Here is a 22976-nt window from a genome sequence, read left to right on the forward strand (position 1 = left end):
CGCCTGAACTTGCTTGCGGCTCAAAAAACCCGCAAGACCTCAAACTGCTGACGTTTTGCTGCGACCTGAATCGCCACCTCATCGCCCTCGCATTTGCCCAGCAATGCCCTGCCCAAGGGTGCTTCGCTGCTGATGACTTGAACGAGCTGGGCAGCGCAGAGCAACTTCATGCTGCCGCCATCTGGGCCGAGAAAAAGAAACTGCTGTGTGTCCTCGGCGTCGACCAGGCAGACCAGTGCGCCGAGTTGTACGCCTTTGCTGGCATCAAAGGGGCGGGGACGGAACTGACGCCAGTTGACCATGGCCTGGCGGATGGCTTCGGCCCGACGGGCTTGGCCGCTGGCCAGGTAGGCGGCTTCCAGACCCAAGGTGTCGTACTTATTCTCGGCGATGTTTTCTTCGTGAGTCGCCGTTTCATGCGCCGCCCGCGCGGCCTGTTCGACTTGAGCCAAGTCAACGGCCAGCCGTTCCAGCACCTGCTGCTGAAGCAATGATTTATCCATATTGAAAAAAAGCGGCGTCTCAAGCAAGCGGGGCTGCGGGGGCGTGATTATCAAGGGCGCCACCATTCGCACCAAAGCGCCTGCCCCCACGCCAGCGGGCGAATGTCGGCTTGACCGCCGTGGGCAAGCCCTTACATTGCTCGCATGTCAGTCCCTCACCACTCCAACTCCTCTTCGTCCACCTCCCCCACGCCCAGCCAGCCCAACACCCTGACCGAGCTGATGGTGACGCTGCTAGCGCCCTCGCTGGTCTTGATGCAGCTCAGCAGCCCCGCGCGCCTGGGTGCCCTAGGCGCCTTGCTGCTGGCCCTGGCCCTGCCTCTGGGCTGGGCGGCTTACACCGCCTGGCGCGAGCGCCGTTTCAGCTGGATGGCGGGCCTCGGGGTGTTCAGCACCTTGATGACCGGCGGCATCGGCTTGCTGGCCCTGGACCCGCAATGGCTGGCCGTCAAAGAAGCCGCCGTGCCAGGCGTGATCGGCCTGGTCGTGGCCGGCTCGGCACTGAGCAAAAAGCCGCTGGTGCATCTGCTGGTGTTCAGCCCGCAATTGATGGATGTGCCGCGCATCGAAGCCGCCCTGACCGAGCGCAAGGCGAGCGCCGCATTCGAGCGCAGCCTGCGCTTGGGCACCCTGATGCTGGCCGGCAGCTTTGCGTTCTCAAGCATCATGAATTACGGCCTGGCGCGCTGGATCGTGCAAAGCCCGGCGGGCAGCGAGGCCTTCAACGCCGAGCTGGGCCGCATGAATCTGCTCAGCTGGCCCGTTATCGTCATCCCCTCCACCTTGCTGACCATGGCCGTGCTGTTTTACCTGGCCCGCAGCATCCGCCGCCTGACCGGGCTCACGCTGGAAGACTGCTTGCGCAAGCAGGCTTGATGTCCTTTCCACTCCATCACGAAAGCCACCATGTACGAACTCGTCAAACTGCTGCACCTCGCCGCTGCCATCGTCTGGATGGGTGGCATGACTTTCATGCTGTTCGCGCTGCGGCCCGCGGCTGCCTTGGCCCTGGAAGGCCAGCCGCGTGCGCGGCTGATGGTGGAGGTGTGGCGGCGCTTCTTCGGGGCCGTGGCGGTCTCGGTGCTGCTGCTCTTCCTCACCGGCATGAATCTCTACACCACGGGCTTCCGCGCCGTCAAAGCCGCGACAGGCTCGGGCAGCGTGCCCCTGGGCTGGAACCTGATGCTGGGTCTGGGCCTGCTGATGTTTGCCATCTTCGGCCACATCTTTTTCGCCGGCTTCGCCAAGTTCAAACGGCGGGTGGCCGCCGGTGAATGGGCTGAGGCCGCGCAGTCCGCCGCAATGATTCAGAAGTTGGTGATGCTCAACTTCGCCCTGGGCTGGCTGGCCATTGCGGCCGTGCGACTGGTGCGCTAGCCCGCCCGTTTAGCCAAGAGCGCCCGCGCCACGCGCGACACCGGCGGGCGGCCCAGCACGCCGGAGATGAAGGCGCCGGCATCGACCAGCAGATCCAGGTCGATGCCGGTCTCAATGCCTAGCCCGTTCAGCATGAAGACCACGTCCTCGGTCGCCACATTGCCGGTAGCGCCCTTGGCATAAGGGCAGCCGCCCAAGCCTGCCACGCTGGCGTCGAAGTGATGCACACCCAGTTCCAGGCAGGCGTAGATATTTGCCAGGGCCTGACCATAGGTGTCGTGGAAATGGCCGCTCAACTCATGCAGGGGGAAGTGCTTGAGCGCCCGCTCCATCGCGGCCTGCACCTTGCGCGGCGTGCCCACGCCAATCGTGTCGGCCACGCCCAGATGATCGACGCCGATGGCGCGCATCAGGCCCGCCACGCGTTCTACCTGGTCGGGGCTGATCTCGCCCTCGTAAGGGCAGCCCACGGCGCAAGACAAGGCCCCACGCACCTTGATGCCCGCCGCATGCGCCGCCTCCACCACGGGCGCAAAACGGTCAATGCTCTCGGCAATGCTGCAGTTGATGTTCTTCTGGCTGAAGGCCTCGGAGGCGGCGGCGAAGACGACGATCTCGTCGGGCTTGGTCGGGAGGGCTGCCTCCAATCCCTTGGCATTGGGCGTTAGCACCGAGTACCTGACATCGGCACGCCGCTCAATCGCGGCCATCACCGCCACGTTGTCCGCCATCTGCGGCACCCATTTGGGCGAGACAAAGCTGGTGACCTCAATCTCCTTCAGGCCCGCCGCTTGCAGCATGGCAACCAACTGGGCTTTGTGCGCCGTGGAGACGGGTTCTTTTTCGTTCTGCAGGCCGTCGCGCGGGCCGACGTCGACGAGCGTGACTTTGCTGGGCAGCTTCATGGTCAATGTTTCCTTCTCAATCAGGCCTGCATCTTGAGCAACTCGGCGCCGTCGCCAACCTGGTCGCCCACGGCGAATAGCAGCTCAGCCACCACACCGTCCTTGGGCGCAAGAATCGTGTGCTCCATCTTCATCGCCTCCATCACCGCCAGGGCTTGACCCTTGCTGACCTTGTCCCCCACCTGAGCCAGGAAGGACACCAGCTTGCCGGGCATGGGCGCCGTCAAACGGCCGGTCTCAGCGGCACCGTCGCCCGCATGAGCAATCGGGTCGATCTCGGTCACCAGGGCCGAGCCCTGAGGCGCGAAGACGGCAATCGTCTCGCCCTGGGCATAGCTGTTCACCACCACGCGGCGCTGGGCCAAACCCTCACCAAGCAAAAGCTCGTGCGACTCCAGGCTGCGGGAGTTGACGGCGAAAGGCAAGACCTGACCCTCCACTTCAAGTTGCATACCGCCTTGATGATGGCGAGACAAGCTCACCTGCAACTTGCTTTCGCCCACGCGCAGATCAAAGCGGCGCACCGAGGCGCCATACATGCGCCAGCCATCGCGGCGGCTCCAAGGGTCGCTGTCCTGCGCTTGAGCTTCCAAGGCCAGCTTGTGGGCCACCACGGCCGCAGCCGTGATGTCCAGGGCCAAGCCGGCCTGGCCGAACAAGGCCTCTTTCTCGCGTTCGATCAAGGCCGTGTCCAGATCGGCCTGGGCGAATGAAGCCGTCGCGGCGCAGCGGCGCAAAAAGGCCACATTGGTTTGCAGGCCCACGATATGGGTGTCGCGCAGGGCGGCGTCCAGGCGCGCCAGGGCTTGCGCACGGTCTTCGCCCCAAACGATGAGCTTGGCCACCATGGAGTCGTAGAAGGGGCTGATCTCGTCGCCCTCGCCCACGCCGGCGTCGATGCGCACATCGCCACGCTCGAACTTCACATGCTCGGGCCAGCGCGCCACCGTCAGGGCGCCGGTGGCGGGCAAGAAACCGGCCTCGGGATTCTCTGCACAGACGCGAGCCTCGATGGCGTGGCCATGCATCTTCAATTCATGCTGCTTGAGCGGCAGGGGCTCGCCCGAGGCCACGCGCAGCTGCCACTCCACCAGGTCTTGGCCGGTGATGGCTTCCGTCACCGGATGCTCGACCTGCAGCCGCGTGTTCATCTCCATGAAATAGAAGCGACCGCTTTCAACGAAATCGTGCTCGCAGATGAACTCCACCGTGCCTGCGCCGCTATAGCCCACGGCTTTCGCCGCAGCCACCGCCGCCTCGCCCATGGCCTGACGGCGGGCTTCGCTCATGCCGGGGGCGGGTGCTTCTTCCAGCACCTTCTGGTGGCGGCGCTGCACCGAGCAATCGCGCTCGAAGAGATAGACGCAATCGCCAAAGTTGTCGCCGAAAACCTGGATCTCCACATGGCGCGGGCGCTGCACATAACGTTCGATCAAAACAGCATCGTCGCCAAAGCTGTTGATGGCTTCGCGCTTGCACGAGGCCAGGGCCGCGTCAAACTCGTCCGCAGAAAAGACCGCCCGCATGCCCTTGCCGCCACCGCCTGCGCTGGCCTTGATCAGCACCGGGAAGCCGATGCGCTCCGCCTCGCGTTTGAGCAAGGCCGGGTCCTGATCGGCGCCGTGGTAGCCGGGCACCAGAGGCACGCCGGCTTTTTCCATCAAACGCTTGGACTCCGCCTTCAGCCCCATGGCCAAGATCGCCGAGGCAGGCGGGCCGATGAAGACCAGGCCATTCGCCGCGCAAGCGTTGGCGAAGTCCTCGTTCTCGCTCAAGAAGCCATAGCCCGGATGAACCGCCTGCGCACCCGTGGCCTTGGCCGCATCGATGATGCGCTGCCATTGCAGATAGGAGTCCTTGGGCGCTGCGCCGCCGATCAAGACGGCCTCATCGCAGGCCTGCACATGCTTGGCTTTGGCATCAGCTTCCGAATAAACCGCGACGGTTTTGACACCCATGCGGCGGGCGGTGGCTGCGACGCGGCAGGCGATTTCGCCGCGGTTGGCGATCAAAATTTTATTAAACATAGGTCCTCGGCTCACTCGCGGCTCGCTGCGCGAGCCAGGCAATTTGTCGCTGACGCGACCGCGTCAGGGGCGCGAACGCCGCGGTTGGCGATCAGGATCTTCTTGAACATTTTTTGTCTCCTTATGAACTCAGTCCGAGGCGCTGCAGGGCTCCGGCTTGCAATCGCAACAAATGGCGTGGTGGCTCGGCGGGCATGGCTCGCGGGCATGGCAACGAACTGTCGCCCCCTTCTCGATAACCGACTGTCAAGTGGCGCCCGCTCTCACAAGCCTTTTTCATGGCACCCCAGGCGCTTACAGGATCAGCCAGCATTGGCACGTTCTCCAGCGTCTGCACGTCTTGCCCTCTTCGCAAGCTCGCGCACACGGGACCTTCTCGATCCACACTGAAAAAACCACCTGCGGCACTGTTGGAAGTAAAGCCAAAGGAACCACAGTCCGTTTCCATCAAGGCCATCATCATTCGCCCTGCAATCTTGGCGCGCGCTTGAAACCCGGACTCACTGACAGGCACAGCTTCGACGATCTGGAGAGTCTGCAGAGCTTGGCTCAAGCCGCTGGAAAAAGGCTGACCGGGATTGAATAGGAGACCGTGCATGGGTCCTTTGGCGCCGCCGTCCGCCCAGCTCGCAAAGCCATTCATATCCAGTAAACCAAGCTTTGGATGCAGGCCGGCCAACAAAGCCAAGGGAGTGCGCGAGTCAGTGGGGTCACGTCGTGCATGCGATTGCGCCTGCGCCATCAACATCAGGCTAAAACCACAGGCATACGGATCGTCCTGTTTGGAATACCTTGGCGCAAGGGTTGCAGCTGGCGACTCGCCACGAGCCAAAAGGCATCTATTGATTGCGCTTGCCGCCATGGCTTTCACCGTGTCCGCGCTCCAGTCCCCGTGGTGGCTTTGCATCAGCAGAACAAGCCAATCGGCATGACCTTCGTGCATCCAGGGTCTGTCGGAGTCGCTGTGACGCACACCCATATTCCACCAGTGGGCCGTCTCATGCATCACAAAGCTTTGCAGCCCCTGCCCTATTGGGTCTTGCTCCTTCTCGGCTGGCACAAGACGCAAACGCATCATGCGGCCTTCACTGACATCTCCATGAAAATTGCTCAGATCGGCGGTACTGGTGACTACGCCCACCGGGCCAACTGGATCTGCGCCATAGGCTTGACTCAAGTCAGCCATCGTGCGAACCAAGGTGCGACGAATCAGATCGACACGTTTGTCATCCATGGCGGGATCACGCACCAAGGTCCCGCCCGGAAACTCCATCAAATGCGCCTTGCCCAGGTAGGCATAGTGCCGTGCCCCGACTTGACTCCATGAACTGGGGTCGTCGCTTCCTGCGTTGACTGCCGCGCTCACCGTGGTGGAGTCAACTAACAAATCGGCCTGCCTCCTGTGTACCCGGCCGTCTTGCAAGACGTAGCCCCCCTCAGGGGCAAGCCATCGCCAATGAAGGTCAAAGCCTGCAAGAGTCACAGCGTAAAAGCCGCTATAGGCCAAGACACCCGTCCCCGAGATCGGCTGCGCAGCTTCGTAGCTGGCATTTCGCGCCAATAGCTTTGGGGTGACTCGCAAACGAGCGCTTCTGCAATGCGCGCCTTCACTCAAGCGAATGTGATCCTCGCCCAAGCTGGTGCAGGCATCCCGAGGCTGGACTTGCGTGGCCCAGAAGTCGCGCGCGATGGCACTTCGGTCCCATCGTGGCAATTCGCGCACGCCGGCCGGCGGGGTGTAGCTCACCAACAGAGCCCCGTCATCAGCCAAAGAAAACTCGATCAGCATCTCTGCAGCCAAGGCTTGACCGCACAGAACCCCACCGAACAAGGCCAACAAAATTCCTCTCAAAACGTTTGTTGCCTGATCTAGCAACTTGAAGCGCCAAGCTCCATGTCTGGATTTCCAGCCATGCCATCTGCGAGAGTTAAACGGCAAGCTCATATCAAAACCTTGCGACCCTCAAACGCCTTGGACCAATGCAGCACCTCCACCGAAGCCCGCAAACCATGAATCCAGAAAGGGTCTGTCTGGAGCAGATTCAGCACAGCCTCCTTGTCGGCCGCATCCACAATCCAAAGACCGCCTAGCGCAGGAGCATCCACTCGCTCACGCAATGAGCCAGCCTGCAACACCGTCTCTTGATGCTCATTCAACCACTGCAAATGCGCCGCCATCTGCGACTGACGAAGCGCCTGTTGCTGAGGGTGGTCTACAAATTGCACGATGAAGAGCATGGTCTGATTCGATGGCGAAAAGGACGAAGCTGGCGGCTATCGGCCCGCCCTAATTCAATTCCCGCTGATACGCCAAGAACACCTCATCCAACCGCCAGCCCATGCGCTCATAAAGCGCCTGCGCCTGATGGTTTGTGCGGGCCGTCGTCAAATCCATGCGTGCCTTGCCGCGCTGCCGAGCCAGATCTTCAGCGGCCTGCAGCAAGGCACTGGCAACACCACCCCGCCGCGCGGAAGGGCTAACGAAAAGGTCGTAGAGCACAAAGATGGGCTGAGCCAACACCGAGCAGAAGCTGGGGTAGAGCTGGCAAAAACCCAGCAGCTCATCCCCCGACTCCAGCACGATCAACTCAGACTCGCCCGCCGCCAGCCGGGCGCGCAGAAACTCACGCGCCAAGCCCAGGTCCGGGGCCTGCTCATAGAACTGGCGATAAGCGTCGAACAAGGGCGCGACGGCGTCCAGATCGGCGAGTGTGGCGAGGCGGGTCTTCATTGTTCTTCCTAGCTCAGTGCGAAGCGCAAGCCTTGTCCTGCGCACCGTCCTCTGCGTTGCGGCAGAGATTGACCTTGCCTTCAGCGGCCAGATCAGCCTCCGTCGCGCAGTGCATGCCCAGGCGCTTGAGCAGGGCGCGATCCTTTTCGGCTTGCGGGTTGCTGGTGGTCAGCAGCTTGTCGCCATAGAACATGGAGTTGGCCCCAGCCAAGAAGCACAGGGCCTGCATGCTCTCGGGCATCTCTTCGCGGCCGGCCGACAGGCGCACCATGGCGCGCGGCATGGTGATGCGAGCCACGGCGATAGAGCGGATGAACTCAAAGGGGTCCAGGGCCTCGGTGCCGCTCAGAGGCGTGCCTTCGACCTGCACCAGATTGTTGATGGGCACCGACTCGGGGTACGGGTCCAGATTGGCCAGTTGCACGATCAGGCCGGCGCGCTGGCGACGGGTCTCGCCCATGCCCACGATGCCGCCGGAGCAAACCTTGAGCCCCACATTGCGCACCCGGTCCAGGGTGTCCAGGCGGTCTTGATAAGTGCGGGTGGTGATGATCTGGCCGTAAAACTCGGGCGAGGTGTCGAGGTTGTGGTTGTAATAGTCCAGGCCGGCTTCGCGCAGCTGTTCGGCTTGGCCGTCGCCCAACATACCGGCGGTCAAGCAAGTCTCCAGGCCCATGGCTTTGACCTCTTTGACCATCTCGCCGATGGCTTCCAGATGGCGCTCCTTGGGTGCGCGCCAGGCCGCGCCCATGCAGAAGCGGGTGGCGCCGTTTTCCTTGGCGGCGCGGGCGGCTTCCAGCACCTCTTGCAGAGGGATCAGCTTCTCGGCCTTGAGGCCGGTGTCGAAGTGCGCCGACTGCGGGCAGTATTTGCAGTCCTCTTCGCAGCCGCCGGTCTTGATGGACAGCAGGGTGGAGAGCTGCACCGCATTGGCGTCGAAGTACTGGCGGTGCACGCTTTGGGCCTTGAACATCAGGTCGTTGAAGGGCAGGTCGTACAGGGCGGCCACCTCGTTCACCGTCCAGGGCTTGGCATTGCGGCGGTCTTCGTCGCGCGTGGGCGTCAAGGACTGAATTTGATTGGTGGTTTGGCTGTGGACAGGGTGGCTCATTGCGATGCTTCCAGGACGGGCGAAACTTGAGGATTCAGATGGGCGGCAAGCGCCGCCGCTGAGGGGTGATCGAGACGCGGCACATGGCCCCAGCAGGGGGCGGCCAAGGCGGCATTCAGTGCGGCGATATTGTCGGTGACATGGGGCATGGCGGCGTCCACGGTGTTCGCTACCCAGCCCGCCAGCGTCAGGCCGCGCGCGCGAATGGCCTCGGCCGTGAGCAAAGCATGGTTGATGCAACCCAGGCGCAGGCCCACAACCAAGAGCACGGGCAGGGCCAGTTCGGCCGCCAGATCGGCGGTGTCGAAGCCGGCGCACAAGGGCACGCGGAAGCCGCCCACGCCTTCCACCAGGGCAAAGTCGCCCAGGGCGGCGCTGGCGCGAACCGCGGCCAGCAGGGGGGCACGTTCAATCGTTCGCCCTTCCATCGCGGCGGCGATATGCGGTGCGCAAGCGGCGCGAAACTGCAGCGGGCCGACTTGATCGGGGCGCATGCCAATGCTCTGCGCGGCGTGCAGCTGCTGCACATCCTCATTAATCCACACGCCGTCCACCAGCTCTTGGCCGGCGGCCAGGGGCTTGATGGGCGTGACGCGCAAGCCCTGCTGCGAGAGCTTGTGCGTCAGACCGGCGGTGATGGTTGTCTTGCCGATCTCGGTGTCGGTGCCGGTGATGAACAGGCCTTTCATGCGGCGACCTTGTCCATATCTTGAGCGGCATCGGCCAAAGCCGAAACCAACTCGTCTACATCGGACGCCGTGTGCGTTGCGCACAGCGTGATGCGCAGCCGCGCCTCGCCCTTGGGCACCGTCGGCGGGCGGATGCCGGGCACGCGGATGCCGCCGGCCTCCAGGCGCGCGGCCAGGGCCATGACCTCGGCATTGCCGCCGATGATCAGGGGCTGAACAGGGGTGTCCGAGGGCGACAAGCGCCAGCCCAGAGCCGGGTGTTGCTGCAAGATCGACTCAATGCCTTGGCGCAGCCGCGCTTGTAGCAGGCGCAGATTGGCGCGCCGCGCCGCGCCCAGCTCGCCGCCGATCAAGGCGAAGCTGGTCAGTAGCGCATGCTCGACGGCCGGGGGCGAGGCGGTGGAAAAGATGTAGTTGCGCGCGGCTTGCAAGAGGTATTCGGTGATGGTGGTGTGGGCCACGACAAAAGCACCGGCCAGGCCCGCGGCCTTGCCCAGGGTGCCGACCAGGATCAGGCGCTCGCTCTTCAGATTGAAGTGCTCCAGCGACCCTCTGCCCTGCTCCCCCAGCACCCCAAAGCCATGGGCGTCATCCACGATCAGCCAGGCGTCGAACTCTTCGGCCAGCGCCAGCAAGGCTGGCAGCGGCGCCAGATCACCGTCCATGCTGAAGACGGCATCGGAGACGATGAGCTTGATCTTGGCCGTGCTGGCGGACAGCAGCTCGCGCAAAGCGGCGACATCGGCGTGGCCATAGCGCTTGACCTCAGCGCGCGCCAGGCGGGTGCCATCGATCAGCGAGGCGTGGTTCCAGGACTCGGAAAAAATCTCCGCGCCCTCGTCACCCAAGGCCGTCACCACCGCCAGATTGGCCATATAGCCGGTGCAAAAACCCAGGGCGCGGGCCTCGGGGATATGGTGCGAGAGCATGGCGGCCAAGGTCTCGGCCACCTGCTCGTGAGCGCGGCTGTGGCCGCTGATCAGGGGCGAGGCGCCGGAGCCGCCGCCGTAGAGGCGCGCACCTTCGATCAGGGCGGCCTGGATCTGCGGTTCGGCGGCCAGGCCCAGGTAATCGTTGGAGCAGAACATCAGCAGCTCGCGGGTGCGACCGTCGGCGCCGCGCACCTGCTGGCGCGGTGCCGTGGCGCTCTCGGCCTGGCGCAGAAAGCGGGTGAGGCTCTGGGCCTCGATGGCGCGCAACTTGGCGCTTAGGTGATCAAGCAACATGGGGCTGGTCCGACAAACCGGACTCGGGAGATTGGGACAGTACTTCGTCCAGGGTGAGCGTGATGGCGCGGGCCAAGAAGACGGCGGCTTCCGCGTCAATCACATAAGGGGGCATCAGGTAGACGGTGTTGCCGATGGGGCGGATCAAGAGCTCGTGGCTGCGCGCAGCCAAGTGGAATCGCTCAGCGAATCGGAGACCTGCCTCCTGCACATCAAAAGCCAGGATCAGGCCTTGTTGGCGCAGATGCTTGACCTGGGCGTGCGCGGCCAGCGGCGCGAAGGCAATGCGCAGCAACTCGGCTTGCTCCGCAATCGCCTGCAACTGCCCCGCCTCAAAACGGTCCAGCACCGCATTGGCCGCCGCGCAGGCCAGGGCATTGCCGGTGTAGGAATGCGAGTGCAGAAATCCCCGCGCCACATCTTCGCTCCAGAAGGCTTGGTAGACGGCCTCGGTGGTCAGCACCAAAGACAGGGGCATGGTGCCGCCGGTGATGCCTTTGGACAGCGTGATGAAGTCGGGCCACTGGTCTTTGGCTTGTGGCTGCGAATGTTCCCAAGCGAAGAACGTGCCGGTGCGGCCACAGCCCATGGCGATCTCGTCCACGATCAAATGCACCTCGAACTCGGTGCATAGGGCTCGCAGCTCGCGCAGATACTCGGGCCCGTACATCACCATGCCAGCAGCGCCTTGCACCAAGGGCTCGATGATGAGGGCGGCGATGTCTTGATGCCGCTGAGCCAACAAGTCACGCATGGCGGCCAAGGCCTGGGCCTCATTGCCCAGCCGAGCGTCGGGCGATTCAACAATATGCGCCCGCATCAAGAGCGGGTCATAAGCATCGCGGAAGACTTTCACATCGGTGACGGCCAGGGCGCCAATGGTCTCGCCGTGATAGCCGTTCTTCAGGCAGACGAACTCGCGCTTCTCGGCGCGGCCACGATTGCGCCAGCTGTGAAAACTTTGCTTGAGCGCGATCTCCACCGCGCTGGCGCCGTCGCTGCCGTAGAAGACATGGCCCAGGGCCCCACCGGTCAACGCGCTCAAACGCTCGGCCAGGCGCACGGCCGGCGCATGGGTGCAGCCGGCCAGCATCACATGGGGCAAGGTGTCCAGCTGCTGCTTGATGGCGGCATTGATGCCGGCATCGGCATGGCCGAAGAGATTGACCCACCAGGAACTATTGGCGTCGAAATAGCGCTTGCCATCGAAGTCATACAACCAGGGCCCGGCCCCGCGCGCGATGGCCAGGGGCGGCAGCACGGCCGCACGGGCCATCTGGGTGCAGGGGTGCCACACGGCGGCGAGGCTGCGTTGCTGCCAGTCGGCGCTGGCGCTCGAAGAAACAGAGGGACTGCTCATGGGGAGGGAGAAAGACTGCGGCGGCCACCAAAAAAACGCCGGAACACAGCGGACAGAAAGCGGAAGAGCACGACGATCAAAACAAGCATCAAGACCAGCAAGATCGCCAGCGCCCCGAAGAAGTAGAGCGGGCTGGCATAGGCCAACCACAACATGCTGGGCACCAGGGCATCACCGCCCAGGGACAGGGCGATATTGGAGAAGGGCTCGGGCGAGGTGTTGGCCGCCGCGCGCGTCGTGGCCTTGGCCGCATGGGCCGTGGCGGCCAGGGTGCCGCCCATCAGCGCGGCCATCAAGCCCCAGGTTTGCGAATCGGTGCCCAACATGCCAGCGGCCAGGGCCGCACCGGCGGGGATGCGGATGAAGGTGTGAATAGCGTCCCAGAGCGTGTCCAGGCCGGGGATTTTGTCGGCAAAAAACTCGATGAAGAGCATCAGGCCCGAGGCCCCCATCACCCAGGGCGAGGCCAGCAGCTGCAGGCCCGGTGGCAAGGGCAGCCATCCCATGAAGCCGGTGAAGCCCAGCGAAAACACCACCAGATACAAGCGCAAGCCACTCGCCCAACCCACGGCTGCGGCCAAGGCCAGCAGCTGAGCAGATGTCAGGCTGGACCAAGCATGTGGCAGGTTAGGCAGGTCGAAGGGCAAAGCAGGCAGGTTCATGGATTGAGCGCTGGGGCTCGTTGAAATCAGTCCTTAGAGGAAGGCAGCCAGTTCGGCGCGCGCTTGCCCAGAAAGCTCTGCACGCCCTCGCGCCCTTCGTCACTGGCGCGGATATCGGCGATGCGGCGGGCCGTGTCATCGCGCAATTCAGCGGTGATGGCCTGATGCGCCACGTCCTGTACCAGCCGCTTGCAGGCCCGCACGGCGGCCGGGCCATTGGCGCTGATGGCGCCGAGCAGCGTGGCTATTTTCTCATCGATGCTGTCGGCACTCGTCAGCTCATGCACCAGGCCCAGGCGATGCGCTTCTTGCGCGCTGAAGCGTTCGGCCGTGACGAAGTAGCGGCGCGAGGCCTGCTCGCCCAAGGCGCGCACCACGTAAGGCGCGATGGTGGCAGGCAAGAGGCCAAGCTTGGCCTCAGACAGGCAAAAGCCCGCCGTGTCCACCGCCACCACGATGTCGCACACCGCCAGCAGCCCCACGCCACCGGCGTAGGCGTCGCCCTGCACGCGGGCAATCACCGGCTGAGGGCAGCGGTAAATCGTCCACAGCATTTGAGCCAAGCGACCCGCATCGGCCTTGTTCTCTTCCCAGCTGTAGCTGGCCATGGACTTCATCCAATTCAGATCGGCACCGGCGCAAAAAGCCTTGCCCTCGGCCGCCAGCACGATGGCGCGCACGCTGTCATCGTCTCCCAGCTGGGCGAACACGGTCGTCAGCTCGGCGATCACTGCCTCGTTGAAGGCATTGCGCACCTCGGGACGTTTGAGGGTGACGCGGGCAATGCCGGCCTCGATGCTGAGTGCAATCGTCTCGAAGGTCGCTGCGGCGCTATTCATGGCTGTCATCGGGGAGCTTTCCAAACCACGTCGTCATTGACGGCATAAAAGAAACAAGAGTCGCCGGTACGGCGCTGGCAGTTGCTGAGCGCGCGTGAGAGGTAGTCGTCACCGGAGGAGTAGCCCCACTGCCCCTCGGCATTGAGCACAAAGGCGCGTGGCGGCTTGGACTGCAAGAACTTGCGATAGCCCTCGATCAAGGCCGGCGTCTTGGCGGGCAGGGCCTGCTCGTCCGTCAGGGCGGCGAAGCCGCTGGGGGCCGGGGGTTTTAGCACGCCGGGGCGGGTAAAGCCTTGTTTGATCAGGAACTCGTCCACCAGGGGCTGCCAGACCTCGTTGCCGGCGATGAAGAGGCGGTGGCCGTCGTCGCCAATGGCGGGCAGCAGGCGGTAGTCCACCTGGCCGCCGCTGGCGGCATAGGCCTCGGCCCAGGCGCGGGTGTACTGGGGCGCGAAGTACTGATCGTTCTCGGTATAGACCCACAAGGTGGGCGTCGGGCCCAGGGGGTTGAGGCCGCTGATCAAGGGCGAGCCAGGCTCGGCCGGGGCGCTGGCGAGGTCCAGGCCGGCGCCCGCGCCCGCATCGGGAATGGCCGACGCGCCACCCGCAGCCGGCTTTTTGGCATTCATCTCACCCAGTCGGGCGTAGAACTTGGTCAGCAAGCTGGCTTGGCAGGGCTCGCCCCGGTGCGCCGTGGGGCTGCCGCCGTGGCCGCCCGCAAAGTTAACGGCGGCCACCAGGCCCGGTGGCCGCAGGGCCGCTGCCGCGATGGTGGCAAAGCCGCCCACCGACTGGCCCATCAGCAAGAGCCGGGTCGGGTCCACCGCATGCTCGGCCGCCAGATACTTGGCCACCCGCAAGATTTGCTGGGCTGCCGCAGCGGCGGCGGCACCGTAGCGCGGCGAGCCACAAGAGACGCTGTCCTCCGGGTCACCCAAGGCCGCGGTTTCGCCATAGCCCAGGCGCAGAGGCACGGCCACCACAAAGCCCTTGCGCAGCAAGAAGCGCGCGGCCGATTCATAGCGCTGGCGGCCGTACTGGCTGCGGGTGTCGCTGCTGCGGCCATGGCTGATGATGGCCAAGGGGTGCGGGCCGGGACCCTCGGGGCGGAAGATGGTGACGGTCAGGTCGCCGCTGACCTCACGGCCAAAGGCGTCCTTGACGCTGGCCGGCACCTTGATGACTTCCTCGCGCACATCCTTCTGCAAAGGCGCGGTCTGGGCTTGCAGGCCGGCGCTCGCAGCCAGGCACAGGCCGGCGCTGCCGAGGGCGCGCAACCAGGCCGTTTTCTTGGCGGTCAAGAGCAGGTACTTCATGCGTGACAACAGGGCTCAGGCGCCGCGTGCTTACATGCGGAAGACGCCGAATTTCGTCTCCGCCACCGGCGCATTCAGCGCGGCGCTCAGACCCAGGGCCAGCACGCGGCGGGTATCGGCCGGGTCGATGACACCATCGTCCCACAGCCGAGCCGAGGCGTAATAGGGGTGGCCCTGATCCTCGTACTGCTGGCGGATGGGGGCTTTGAAGGCCTCTTCTTCCTCGGCGCTCCAGGCGCCGCCCTTGCCTTCGATGCCATCACGCTTGACGGTGGCCAGCACCGAGGCAGCTTGCTCGCCGCCCATCACCGAGATGCGGGCGTTCGGCCACATCCACAGAAAGCGCGGGCTGTAGGCGCGGCCGCACATGCCGTAATTGCCGGCTCCAAAGCTGCCGCCGATGATGATGGTGAATTTAGGCACCTGGGCGCAGGCCACGGCCGTCACCATCTTGGCGCCCGCGCGGGCAATGCCCTCGTTCTCGTACTTGCGACCGACCATAAAACCGGTGATGTTCTGCAAGAACACCAGGGGGATCTTGCGCTGGCAGCACAGCTCGATGAAGTGAGCGCCCTTGTTGGCGCTCTCGGCGAACAAAATGCCGTTGTTGGCGACGATGCCCACCGGCATGCCTTCGATATGCGCAAAGCCGCAGACCAGGGTGGCGCCGTAGCGGGCCTTGAATTCATCGAAGTCCGAGCCATCGACCACGCGGGCAATCACCTCGCGCACATCAAAAGGCTTGCGCGTGTCGGTCGGGATCACGCCATGCAGCTCGGCCGCGTCAAACAAGGGCGGGCGCGGCGTCTGGCGCAGCAACTGGTCCACGCCCAGCTTGCGCCAGTTCAGGCCGGCAATGCTCTGGCGAGCCAGGGCCAGGGCATGGGTGTCGTTATCGGCCAAGTGGTCGGCCACGCCGGACAGCCGGGTGTGCACATCGCCGCCACCCAAGTCCTCGGCCGTCACCACCTCGCCGGTGGCCGCCTTCACCAGCGGCGGGCCGCCCAGGAAGATGGTGCCTTGGTTCTTGACGATGATGGTCTCGTCGCTCATGGCCGGCACATAGGCGCCGCCTGCGGTGCAAGAGCCCATCACCACGGCGATCTGCGGCACGCCTTGGGCGGACAGATTGGCCTGGTTGTAGAAGATGCGGCCGAAGTGGTCGCGGTCCGGGAAGACCTCGTCCTGATTGGGCAGATTGGCGCCGCCCGAGTCCACCAAGTAAACGCAGGGCAGGCGGTTTTGCTGGGCGATCTCTTGCGCGCGCAAATGCTTTTTGACGGTGATGGGGTAGTAGGTGCCGCCCTTCACCGTCGCGTCATTGCACACAATCATGCAGTCCACGCCCGAGACCCGGCCGATGCCCGCGATGATGCCTCCGCCGGGGGCTGCGTTGTCATACATATTCAGGCCGGCCAGGGGCGCCAGTTCCAGAAAGGGCGTGCCGGGGTCCAAAAGCATCTCCACCCGGTCGCGGGGCAGCAGCTTGCCGCGTGCCGTATGCTTGGCCCGCGCCGCTTCACCGCCGCCCTGGGCAATCTTCTCCAGGCGCAGATTCAAATCATCCAGCAAGCCTTGCATGGCCTGTGCATTGGCCTTGAAGTCGGCGGAACGGGCGTTGAGCTTGGTCGTGAGAGCGGCCATGAGGTCTCCATCCAGAGCGTGGCACCCAGTTTTTGAGTGCTGCTCAATATTTAGTGATCTGCCTGCAGTCTATTTCTAGACAAAGCGAGTGGCGAAGGATATTCCAAGAGAGTTGGACGCACAAGCCACCACTTGAGCTTTACTCAATTATTGCGCAGAATGCAGCTGTGAACGCGCCCACCCTGATCGCAAGCAAGCCCAAATCCGCAAGCAATGCCGGCGGCAAAGCCGCCAAGCCACGGCTGGCGGCGGCCGCCCCGCAACGCCGCTCGCCGGCCAGCGCCAAGGCCGAGCAGCGGGTGCGCGATATTTTGCGCGTCGGCCGCGAGGTGTTTGCCGAACGCGGTTTCGAGCGCGCCACCACCATCGAGATCGCTCAGCGCCTGGGCATCTCGGAGGCCACCGTCTTCACCTATTTCCACAGCAAGCGCGATCTGTGCATACGGGTGATCGGCGACTGGTACGACGAGATCATCGACACGATTGAAACCGGCCTGCCCCGCGAGGCCAGCGTGCGTGAGCAACTGGAGTTTGTGGTGCAGACCCATCTGCGCCTCTTCCTGATCCAAGGCACGGGCTTGTGCGCCCTGGTTTTGTCCGAGGGCCGCACCAAGGGCCAAGGGCTGGGCCTGGAACTGGGCCAGACCCTGGTGGAACTGCAACGCCATTACACCGCCCCGCTGATGGACCTGCTGGTGCGCGGCCAGGCCAGCGGCGCCGTGCGCCAGGACATCCCACTGCGCCTGATGCGCTCCCTGGTGTTCGGCCCCATGGAACACATCTTGTGGGAAGTGATCGCCACCGGCCGGCAAATCGACATCCCCAGCAGCGCCCGCGATCTGGTCGCCCTGCTCTGGCCGGCCTTGCAGGCGCCCGAGCAAGAGCTGGGGGAGTTGCGGCAGATGAAGGCGGGCTTGCGGGCCTTGTTGGAAGGCGGGGCTCAAACGCCTAGAGGCTGAACCTTGGCCTAGCCTTGAATTGTCTTTTCATGACACAAAGGCGGATCGACGCAAAACTCGCTCAGGGAACCAAGACTCCCCAGGACTCGCACTTACCACCAAAGCGCGAGGTAAGTGCCGTCGCTTCTCGCTGAACCTGAAGCACCCACTCGTAGCTGAGTTTGCTCTTCAACTGAAAGACGATGTAGCCAAGCTCGCCAGATTCCGGCGGGCCAAGTTCGATCTCTCCGTACTTGGATTTGACCATCGCCACTACCTCTTTGGAAGGCGGCCAAGTTTCAAACTCGATATTGAAATCAACAAGATAGGTCTTGCTGAAATCAAAGCCGCTCTTTTGAAGTCGGCGAAAGATATCGCCATCAGCATCCTGGGGCCAGCTCACGACAGCCCCGGCAAGAGTCGTTTTACAAACAAAGCCGCCAGCCATCGTTGCAAGCGCTGAAAAAGCACGTCGCGAAATCATGCTTGGCATTGTGAGGCCAAATTCCTGCGCAAGACTTCCGGGAATTAATGGGGTCAGAGTCATTTANNTAAATGACTCTGACCCCATTTTCCACTGACCCCATTTTTCAAGCAAGCAAGGCCGAGGGGGCGGATGATTTGCTCCGCCTAGCCCCCCATCTTCAAAGGCAGCGGCGCCCCGCTCTTGACGCAGCGGATCGCGAAATTGCTGGTGATGTCTTGCACCATGGGCAGGACTTGCAGGCGGCGCACGATGTGCTCGTAGCTGCTCAGCTCGTTCACCACCACCTCCAGCAGATAGTCGTGCGCGCCTGAGACCACATGGCAGGCCACCACCTCGGCCATGGCTTGCATCGCCGCCTCGAACTGCAGCACCGCGTCTTCCCGGTGATGCATCAGGCGCACGTTCACAAACACCGTGGTGGCCAGTTGCACGGCCTTGCGATCCAGCACCGCGCGATAGCCGGCGATGAATCCGCCCTCCTCCAGGCGCTTGAGGCGGCGCGCGCAAGGGCTTTGGGACAAGGCCACTTTCTCGGCCAGCTCGGCAACGCTCAGGCGCCCGTCACGCTGTAGCAACTCCAGCAATTGAATGTCGATTCTGTCCATGCGCTTGTTTCCATCAATTTTTCGGATTCTATGAGTGATAAGCACTCAAATCCTTGAGTTAGACGGCCATGTACGCCCAATATCACCCGAGCTTGCGCTAGAAAATTCTGCCGATCGCCGCCCCCAAGCCAAGGGCCGCAGCATTCCTTTCCTCAGTCCCAGCGCCCCTTTCCTGCCTTCCCATGCCCAAGCCCCTTGTCTCGACGGTCTCCTCGTCTTCGGCCACCGCCTGCCCCTCGATCTCCACGAGGCCGCAGCTTAATAGGGCGGAGCTGGCCGGCTGGGCCGCACTGGCTTTGACGCTTTGCATCTGGGCCGCTTTCTTTATCTCTTTGCGCGCGGGCGCCCGCGCGGCCTTGCCACCTGCCGAGCTGGCCCTGCTGCGCTTCGGACCGGCGGGTCTCTTGCTCGCGCCCCTGCTGTGGCGGCGCCGGGCACGCTTGGCGTCGGTGCCGGGCAAGCTCTGGGTCTTGATCGTGGCCGGCGCCGGCCTGCCCTACTTTCTCATCGCCGGCTGGGGCATGCGCCACGCGCCAGTGGCCGATGGCGCGACCTTGATCCCCGGCACGCTGCCCTTGTTCACCGCCTTGCTGGCGGCCGCCCTGCATGACCGCGCGGCCCTGTCACGCTGGCCCGCCCTGCTGTGCATCGCCGCAGGCATCGCCACCTTGCTGGCAATGAAGGCCGGTCAGGCCGATCTGGCCCAGGGCTATGCCATGTTCTTGCTGGGCAGCCTGATGTGGTCGGCCTACACCCTTGCCTTGCGTGAAGCGAAACTGGCGCCGCTCGAAGCAGCGGCCTTGATCTCCAGCGTTTCGCTGGCACTGCTGCTGCCCCTGCTGCTGTGGCAGGTCGGGCAGGAGGGGCTCAGCAGCCTGACCTTGCCCCGCATCTCAAAAGAGCAGTTGCTGCTTCAGCTGGGTATTCAAAGTGTTGGCGTGGGCCTGGTTTCCACCCTGAGCTATAGCTTCGCCGTGGCCAAACTGGGCGCGCAACGCAGCGCCACGGCAGGGGCGCTGACGCCCGTGCTGGCCACCTTGCTGGCCGTCCCGCTGTTTGGTGAGCGCCCGGATCTGGCCACCGTCATCGGCATGTTGCTGATCGCGGCCGGCGTTTTGTGGAGTCAGCGCGCGCGAGGCTGAGATTGAGGCTGAGGCTCGGCCTCTCGCAACACGGCGTCGAAGCCAGCCACCAGATGCTTCAGCCCAAATTCAAAGTCGGCAAACTGAGGGCTGGCCTGCGTTTGCCCCGCAGCGACCTCGGCGCTCTTGTTCGAATAGGCGAACTTGATCATCTCGAAGATGAAGGGGTAATCGGCGGGAGCGATCACAGCCTGCAAGTTATCCACAGCCTTGGGCCGAGCTTTGCGCCTATTGCCTTCCTCGAGAATCGCAAAGCCGTAGACATAGCTGGTCAGCGCAATCATGGCGTGGAAGGCCAGCTCGATCGAGAAGCCCGCCGTCCTCAAAATGCCAATCATGCGATCGTTGTAACGCAGTCTTTGTGGGCCAATCGAGCTTCTTGATTCAATCAATTGGGCCGCCCAGGGATGCTGATTCAAGACGCGGCGCAAGGTTCTGGCGCGCTCCAACAGCGCTGCCTTCCACTCCGCGGCCGGGTCGGCCATGCCCATTTCCGCGACCACCGATTCAACCATCTCGTCCAGCAAGGCGTCCTTATTGGCCACATGCTTGTAAAGCGACATGGCCTCGACGCCCAAGCCCTGGGCGAGTTGGCGCATGGTCAGCGAATCCAGGCCCCCTTGATCCGCCAATTCCAGCGCGGTCTTGAGAATTCTTTCCTTGGAGAGCGGGATGCGGGTCGGCAGCGAGCCGTCCGGACTAGATTTCTTCTGAGTCATTTTTTGTGAGCAAGTCGCTAGCGCCTTCATGAGCCAGGCGAACAGCCCCTCCCTTGGCGTGAGCGCCATTCTCGACTGAATTCCCCTGCGTCTGCCCAGGATGACCAAGCACCTCGGCCAAGACATCAAACACCAGCCGTATGCGGCGTGAGGTGCGCAGCTCCCGGTGCGTCACCAGCCAGATGGGAAATTGAATCGGCGCCACCTCGTCCAGCACCCGCTGCAAATCGGGCATCTCGGCGGCGATCTCTTCCATCATCGCGCCTATCCCCAAGCCCGCCCGCATCAGGGCCAGGCTGGTGGAGGCGTCCGCGCTGTAGCAGCTGAAATTGGTCTCCTTCAGGTCCAGGCCGTGGCCGCGCAAATAGGCCAGATAACGACCATCGCGATCGGCCCCCACAAAGGCGCAGCGCCTGGCATCGGCCGCGCTGCGCGGGTGGCCATGGGCCTGCACCCAGCTGCGCGAGGCGTAAAAGCCGGCGCTGGCTTGCCGGACAAAGCGGCCGATCAAGTCTGGCTGCTCCGGCCGCATATGACGGATGGCAATATCGGCCTCGCGGCGCATCAGGTCGCTGATGGCGTCCGAGCTGATCACTTCGACCAGCAGCTTGGGCGCGATCTCAGCCAGGCGATGCAAGAGCGGCGGCAGCAAATAGGCCGCCACCGGGCCGGTGGCCGAGACCTGCACAACGCCCTCCACCGTCTGCGACTGGCCGCTGGCCGCCAAGCGCAGATCCTCCGCTGCCGCGCCCATGAGGCGAGCATGCTCCAGCAGGGCCTGGCCCGAGCTGGTGATCGCCATGGCCTTGCCCACCCGCTCAAACAGCGTCAGGCCCAGCTGGGCCTCGATGGCGGCGACCTGACGGCTCAGCGTGGCCTGGGCCAAGCCCAGCTTGCGCGCGGCCGCAGACAGCGAGCCCAACTCGGCCGTTTCCAAAAAGGCCTTGAGCTGGTTCCAGTCCAGGTCGTCAATGCAATTTCGCATGGAGCACATCCAAATATGGGTGAAGACGATTCGTGGGCGAATTATTAGCATCCCCCTGCCTCTTCGTGCAGCGTATCCAAACCCATCTCGCCCCATGCCCTCCAGCCCGCAATTGAGCGCCAGCGACAAAGCCCTGTTCTGGGACCGCGCCGCGCGCAAATACGCCGCCAGCCCCATCAGCGACTTGCCTGGCTATGAAAAAACCTTGGCCCGGGTGCAAGGCCTGTTGGCGCCCCACCTTCACGTACTCGAACTGGGCTGTGGAACCGGCAGCACGGCCCTGCGTTTGGCCTCAGGCACGGCCAGCTATCTGGCCACCGATGTCTCCGCAGAAATGATCGCCATCGCCCAAGCCAAATTGCTTGGGCTGCCTCCGGCGCCCCTGCGCTTCGCGCTGGCGGATGCCGAGACTCTGCCCGCCAAAGAACCGGGCTATGACATCGTCCTGGCCTTCAATCTGCTGCACCTCATGCACGATCTGGACAAGACCTTGCAATCCCTGCTGCGGCTCTTGAAGCCCGGTGGCCTGCTGATCAGCAAGACCGCTTGCCTGAACGAGATGAACCCGCTGATCCCCCATCTTGCCCTGCCGCTGATGCGCATGCTGGGCAAGGCCCCCCTGGTGCAATGCTTCGACGCCCAGCAACTCTGCCAGCGCATGGAGCAGCAAGGTTTTGCCATCGAAGCGCTGGAGCGGCATGGCAGCAAGCGCCGCGACTGGCGAGCCTTCATCGTCGCGCGGCGGCCGCTCTAAGCCCCCCATAAAAAGGCCACAAACCCCATCTCTTGACGAGCTTACGCCGTAAGCTTACATTGTAAGCTCAAACTTGACCGGAGCTTTCCAAAACCCCGGACTAGGTCTCCAGAGGAGTATTCCCAATGCCTGTTCGCATTCTTCATTCCATGCTTGTGTTGGCGCTGCTGGCCGCGCTTGCGGCTTGCACCGGCCTGCCGCAGGCGCAAACAAGTCAATTGGCGGAGCGCGAGATTGAACTCCTCGCGCAAATGGCGGAAGGCCCGGTGGTGGTATTTGAAAACGGCTTGGGCGGGCGCATGGAATGGTGGAACAAGGTTTTGCCCAGGATTGCCGAAGAAACCGCTGTCTTTGCCTATAACCGGCCCGGCTATGGCAAGAGCAGCCCGGTACAAACACCCCGCGACGGCCAACATATCGTCGATGAATTGCGCCAGCTGCTGAAAAGTCAAAGCCTGCCGCCGCCTTATATCTTGGTCGGGCATTCGCTGGGCGGCCTGTATATGCAACTCTTCGCCAGGAAATACCCGCAAGAAGTGGCCGCGCTGATTCTGGTGGATTCGACCCACCCCAAACAACTGGAGGGCGCAGGGGCGATTGAAAACCAATCCTTGTTTGTGCGCAGCGCACTCAAACTCTTGATCACCGGCACGGCCAAAGAAGAACTTGAGTTGCTGAGCAAAACCGGGGAGCAGGTGCTCACATTACCCACTTTGACCGGCATTCCAGTCTTCATCCTGAACGCCCAGGCCGACCCCAGCGACAAGTCGGAAGCGGCGCAGTTTGCCCGGCAAAAGCGGGTCGAGATGGCCACGCTCTATCCGGAAGCCCAGCAAATTTGGATCGAAAGCGGGCATGCCATTCCGATCGAGAAACCCGAGGCAGTCATTGCAGCCATCCAGGCTGCGCTGGCCATGGTTCGTGAGAAGCACTGAGCAAGCGCTCACAAGCTGAGG

At 63.5% G+C, this 22976-nt stretch carries 24 protein-coding genes; 6 read left to right on the forward strand and 18 right to left on the reverse strand.

Annotated features, from left to right (window positions below; translation table 11 throughout):
* Window positions 1-20: 20 nt before the first annotated feature.
* A complete protein-coding gene (locus DBR47_RS20250) occupies window positions 21-503 on the reverse strand; it encodes a GreA/GreB family elongation factor (RefSeq protein ID WP_124453469.1) in 483 nt (160 codons plus the stop codon).
* A 144-nt stretch (window positions 504-647) separates the two neighbouring features.
* On the opposite strand from DBR47_RS20250, the gene DBR47_RS20255 reads away from it, so the two are divergent.
* Together DBR47_RS20255 and DBR47_RS20260 are read left to right on the forward strand one after the other, a co-directional pair.
* Complete coding sequence (locus tag DBR47_RS20255; RefSeq protein WP_124453471.1) at window positions 648-1379, forward strand: VC0807 family protein; 732 nt, start codon at window positions 648-650, stop codon at window positions 1377-1379.
* A 30-nt stretch (window positions 1380-1409) separates the two neighbouring features.
* Entirely contained in the window at window positions 1410-1880 is a 471-nt protein-coding gene (locus DBR47_RS20260) for a hypothetical protein (RefSeq protein ID WP_124453473.1), read from the forward strand.
* Here the strand turns inward: DBR47_RS20260 and DBR47_RS20265 are convergent.
* From DBR47_RS20265 to DBR47_RS20325, 13 genes are all read right to left on the reverse strand, one after another.
* Window positions 1877-2785: a hydroxymethylglutaryl-CoA lyase gene (locus DBR47_RS20265; RefSeq protein ID WP_197047188.1), complete on the reverse strand. Its 909-nt coding sequence runs from the start codon at window positions 2783-2785 to the stop codon at window positions 1877-1879. The genes DBR47_RS20260 and DBR47_RS20265 overlap by 4 nt on opposite strands.
* Before the next feature lie 20 nt (window positions 2786-2805).
* Window positions 2806-4812, reverse strand: coding sequence for an acetyl/propionyl/methylcrotonyl-CoA carboxylase subunit alpha (locus DBR47_RS20270; RefSeq protein ID WP_124453477.1), 2007 nt, complete (start codon window positions 4810-4812; stop codon window positions 2806-2808).
* 121 nt (window positions 4813-4933) lie between these two features.
* Window positions 4934-6757: a hypothetical protein gene (locus tag DBR47_RS20275; RefSeq protein ID WP_124453479.1), complete on the reverse strand. Its 1824-nt coding sequence runs from the start codon at window positions 6755-6757 to the stop codon at window positions 4934-4936.
* Entirely contained in the window at window positions 6754-7050 is a 297-nt protein-coding gene (locus DBR47_RS20280) for a YciI family protein (protein ID WP_124453481.1), read from the reverse strand. Before DBR47_RS20280 ends, DBR47_RS20275 begins: the two co-directional genes overlap by 4 nt.
* Window positions 7051-7099: 49 nt before the next feature.
* Window positions 7100-7543, reverse strand: a complete 444-nt coding sequence (locus tag DBR47_RS20285) for a GNAT family N-acetyltransferase (protein WP_124453483.1) — start codon at window positions 7541-7543, stop codon at window positions 7100-7102.
* 13 nt (window positions 7544-7556) lie between these two features.
* On the reverse strand, window positions 7557-8654 hold the full coding sequence (gene bioB, locus DBR47_RS20290) for a biotin synthase BioB (RefSeq protein WP_124453486.1): 1098 nt from the start codon (window positions 8652-8654) through the stop codon (window positions 7557-7559).
* Window positions 8651-9343 carry a dethiobiotin synthase gene (bioD, locus tag DBR47_RS20295; RefSeq protein WP_124453488.1) on the reverse strand — a complete coding sequence of 231 codons (693 nt, stop codon included), beginning with the start codon at window positions 9341-9343 and terminating at the stop codon, window positions 8651-8653. Before bioD ends, bioB begins: the two co-directional genes overlap by 4 nt.
* Window positions 9340-10569 (reverse strand): 8-amino-7-oxononanoate synthase, encoded by a 1230-nt coding sequence (locus DBR47_RS20300; protein ID WP_124453490.1) that lies wholly within the window; start codon window positions 10567-10569, stop codon window positions 9340-9342. Before DBR47_RS20300 ends, bioD begins: the two co-directional genes overlap by 4 nt.
* The gene (gene bioA / locus DBR47_RS20305) at window positions 10559-11929 is read right to left on the reverse strand and encodes an adenosylmethionine--8-amino-7-oxononanoate transaminase (RefSeq protein ID WP_124453492.1); all 1371 of its coding nucleotides are present in this window, start codon (window positions 11927-11929) and stop codon (window positions 10559-10561) included. Before bioA ends, DBR47_RS20300 begins: the two co-directional genes overlap by 11 nt.
* Window positions 11926-12591, reverse strand: a complete 666-nt coding sequence (locus DBR47_RS20310; RefSeq protein ID WP_124453494.1) for a DUF4126 domain-containing protein — start codon at window positions 12589-12591, stop codon at window positions 11926-11928. The genes bioA and DBR47_RS20310 overlap by 4 nt, the downstream gene beginning before the upstream one ends.
* A 26-nt stretch (window positions 12592-12617) precedes the next feature.
* The gene (locus DBR47_RS20315; RefSeq protein WP_124453495.1) at window positions 12618-13430 is read right to left on the reverse strand and encodes an enoyl-CoA hydratase/isomerase family protein; all 813 of its coding nucleotides are present in this window, start codon (window positions 13428-13430) and stop codon (window positions 12618-12620) included.
* Window positions 13431-13435: 5 nt separating this feature from the next.
* Window positions 13436-14746 carry a S9 family peptidase gene (locus DBR47_RS20320; protein WP_124453497.1) on the reverse strand — a complete coding sequence of 437 codons (1311 nt, stop codon included), beginning with the start codon at window positions 14744-14746 and terminating at the stop codon, window positions 13436-13438.
* Window positions 14747-14776: 30 nt separating this feature from the next.
* Window positions 14777-16390, reverse strand: coding sequence for a carboxyl transferase domain-containing protein (locus tag DBR47_RS20325; RefSeq protein ID WP_124453499.1), 1614 nt, complete (start codon window positions 16388-16390; stop codon window positions 14777-14779).
* A gap of 242 nt (window positions 16391-16632) precedes the next feature.
* Here DBR47_RS20325 and DBR47_RS20330 point away from each other — a divergent pair, with 242 nt between their 5' ends.
* A complete protein-coding gene (locus tag DBR47_RS20330) occupies window positions 16633-17349 on the forward strand; it encodes a TetR/AcrR family transcriptional regulator (RefSeq protein WP_124453600.1) in 717 nt (238 codons plus the stop codon).
* A gap of 61 nt (window positions 17350-17410) precedes the next feature.
* Here the strand turns inward: DBR47_RS20330 and DBR47_RS20335 are convergent, their stop codons facing one another.
* Window positions 17411-17875 carry a ribonuclease E inhibitor RraB gene (locus tag DBR47_RS20335; protein WP_124453501.1) on the reverse strand — a complete coding sequence of 155 codons (465 nt, stop codon included), beginning with the start codon at window positions 17873-17875 and terminating at the stop codon, window positions 17411-17413.
* An 83-nt stretch (window positions 17876-17958) separates the two neighbouring features.
* Window positions 17959-18420, reverse strand: a complete 462-nt coding sequence (locus DBR47_RS20340) for an Lrp/AsnC family transcriptional regulator (protein WP_124453503.1) — start codon at window positions 18418-18420, stop codon at window positions 17959-17961.
* Window positions 18421-18602: 182 nt separating this feature from the next.
* Between DBR47_RS20340 and DBR47_RS20345 the strand changes: the two genes are divergently transcribed.
* Window positions 18603-19562, forward strand: coding sequence for a DMT family transporter (locus DBR47_RS20345; RefSeq protein WP_124453505.1), 960 nt, complete (start codon window positions 18603-18605; stop codon window positions 19560-19562).
* Here the strand turns inward: DBR47_RS20345 and DBR47_RS20350 are convergent.
* Complete coding sequence (locus DBR47_RS20350; protein WP_197047189.1) at window positions 19544-20281, reverse strand: TetR/AcrR family transcriptional regulator; 738 nt, start codon at window positions 20279-20281, stop codon at window positions 19544-19546. The genes DBR47_RS20345 and DBR47_RS20350 overlap by 19 nt on opposite strands.
* Window positions 20262-21266 (reverse strand): LysR family transcriptional regulator, encoded by a 1005-nt coding sequence (locus tag DBR47_RS20355; protein ID WP_231512417.1) that lies wholly within the window; start codon window positions 21264-21266, stop codon window positions 20262-20264. The genes DBR47_RS20350 and DBR47_RS20355 overlap by 20 nt, the downstream gene beginning before the upstream one ends.
* 94 nt (window positions 21267-21360) lie before the next feature.
* Here DBR47_RS20355 and DBR47_RS20360 point away from each other — a divergent pair, with 94 nt between their 5' ends.
* Together DBR47_RS20360 and DBR47_RS20365 are read left to right on the forward strand one after the other, a co-directional pair.
* Complete coding sequence (locus DBR47_RS20360) at window positions 21361-22020, forward strand: class I SAM-dependent methyltransferase (protein ID WP_124453509.1); 660 nt, start codon at window positions 21361-21363, stop codon at window positions 22018-22020.
* 125 nt (window positions 22021-22145) lie between these two features.
* Entirely contained in the window at window positions 22146-22955 is an 810-nt protein-coding gene (locus DBR47_RS20365; protein ID WP_197047190.1) for an alpha/beta fold hydrolase, read from the forward strand.
* Window positions 22956-22976 lie beyond the last annotated feature (21 nt).

It is taken from the genome of Paucibacter sp. KBW04 (assembly GCF_003852425.1).
Taxonomy (GTDB): Bacteria; Pseudomonadota; Gammaproteobacteria; order Burkholderiales; family Burkholderiaceae_C; genus Paucibacter_A.

Coding starts and splice junctions, on each gene's coding strand:
- DBR47_RS20250 (WP_124453469.1), bottom strand. CDS start 503: ATGGATAAATCATTGCTTCAGCAGCAGGTGCTGGAACGGCTGGCCGTT.
- DBR47_RS20255 (WP_124453471.1), top strand. CDS start 648: ATGTCAGTCCCTCACCACTCCAACTCCTCTTCGTCCACCTCCCCCACG.
- DBR47_RS20260 (WP_124453473.1), top strand. CDS start 1,410: ATGTACGAACTCGTCAAACTGCTGCACCTCGCCGCTGCCATCGTCTGG.
- DBR47_RS20265 (WP_197047188.1), bottom strand. CDS start 2,785: ATGAAGCTGCCCAGCAAAGTCACGCTCGTCGACGTCGGCCCGCGCGAC.
- DBR47_RS20270 (WP_124453477.1), bottom strand. CDS start 4,812: ATGTTTAATAAAATTTTGATCGCCAACCGCGGCGAAATCGCCTGCCGC.
- DBR47_RS20275 (WP_124453479.1), bottom strand. CDS start 6,757: ATGAGCTTGCCGTTTAACTCTCGCAGATGGCATGGCTGGAAATCCAGA.
- DBR47_RS20280 (WP_124453481.1), bottom strand. CDS start 7,050: ATGCTCTTCATCGTGCAATTTGTAGACCACCCTCAGCAACAGGCGCTT.
- DBR47_RS20285 (WP_124453483.1), bottom strand. CDS start 7,543: ATGAAGACCCGCCTCGCCACACTCGCCGATCTGGACGCCGTCGCGCCC.
- bioB (WP_124453486.1), bottom strand. CDS start 8,654: ATGAGCCACCCTGTCCACAGCCAAACCACCAATCAAATTCAGTCCTTG.
- bioD (WP_124453488.1), bottom strand. CDS start 9,343: ATGAAAGGCCTGTTCATCACCGGCACCGACACCGAGATCGGCAAGACA.
- DBR47_RS20300 (WP_124453490.1), bottom strand. CDS start 10,569: ATGTTGCTTGATCACCTAAGCGCCAAGTTGCGCGCCATCGAGGCCCAG.
- bioA (WP_124453492.1), bottom strand. CDS start 11,929: ATGAGCAGTCCCTCTGTTTCTTCGAGCGCCAGCGCCGACTGGCAGCAA.
- DBR47_RS20310 (WP_124453494.1), bottom strand. CDS start 12,591: ATGAACCTGCCTGCTTTGCCCTTCGACCTGCCTAACCTGCCACATGCT.
- DBR47_RS20315 (WP_124453495.1), bottom strand. CDS start 13,430: ATGAATAGCGCCGCAGCGACCTTCGAGACGATTGCACTCAGCATCGAG.
- DBR47_RS20320 (WP_124453497.1), bottom strand. CDS start 14,746: ATGAAGTACCTGCTCTTGACCGCCAAGAAAACGGCCTGGTTGCGCGCC.
- DBR47_RS20325 (WP_124453499.1), bottom strand. CDS start 16,390: ATGGCCGCTCTCACGACCAAGCTCAACGCCCGTTCCGCCGACTTCAAG.
- DBR47_RS20335 (WP_124453501.1), bottom strand. CDS start 17,875: ATGACTCTGACCCCATTAATTCCCGGAAGTCTTGCGCAGGAATTTGGC.
- DBR47_RS20340 (WP_124453503.1), bottom strand. CDS start 18,420: ATGGACAGAATCGACATTCAATTGCTGGAGTTGCTACAGCGTGACGGG.
- DBR47_RS20345 (WP_124453505.1), top strand. CDS start 18,603: ATGCCCAAGCCCCTTGTCTCGACGGTCTCCTCGTCTTCGGCCACCGCC.
- DBR47_RS20350 (WP_197047189.1), bottom strand. CDS start 20,281: ATGACTCAGAAGAAATCTAGTCCGGACGGCTCGCTGCCGACCCGCATC.
- DBR47_RS20355 (WP_231512417.1), bottom strand. CDS start 21,266: ATGCGAAATTGCATTGACGACCTGGACTGGAACCAGCTCAAGGCCTTT.
- DBR47_RS20360 (WP_124453509.1), top strand. CDS start 21,361: ATGCCCTCCAGCCCGCAATTGAGCGCCAGCGACAAAGCCCTGTTCTGG.
- DBR47_RS20365 (WP_197047190.1), top strand. CDS start 22,146: ATGCCTGTTCGCATTCTTCATTCCATGCTTGTGTTGGCGCTGCTGGCC.